The following is a 236-nucleotide window of genomic DNA, read 5'->3' as shown; positions in this document are numbered from 1 at the left end:
ACCGGACAGGGCCGCGAAGGCTGGCCGTTTCGCATCCGGCATGCGGCAGCAGAAGCTGTAACCCGATGGCCGGGAAATGAAGCCGTAGGGCGCGACCAGATACCCGCGCTTGAGATCGTCCTCGATCGAGGCACGCGGGGCAAGTGCGATGCCAAGCCCGGAGCGGGCGGCAGCCAGGGCCAGCAGCAGATCCTCGAATTCTTGCGCGCGGGAAAAGACGACCGGCGGCGTGCCGC

At 67.8% G+C, this 236-nt stretch carries 1 protein-coding gene; it reads right to left on the bottom strand.

Annotated elements, in window-relative coordinates; all coding sequences use genetic code 11:
• Window positions 1-236, bottom strand: a 236-nt coding sequence (locus AF337_RS10575; RefSeq protein ID WP_244471213.1) for a LysR substrate-binding domain-containing protein, incomplete at both ends; no start/stop codon positions are given.

It is taken from the genome of Rhizobium ecuadorense, from assembly GCF_001187535.1.
GTDB classification, from domain to species: domain Bacteria; phylum Pseudomonadota; class Alphaproteobacteria; order Rhizobiales; family Rhizobiaceae; genus Rhizobium; species Rhizobium ecuadorense.
This window is presented reverse-complemented; position numbering and strand designations above follow the sequence as displayed.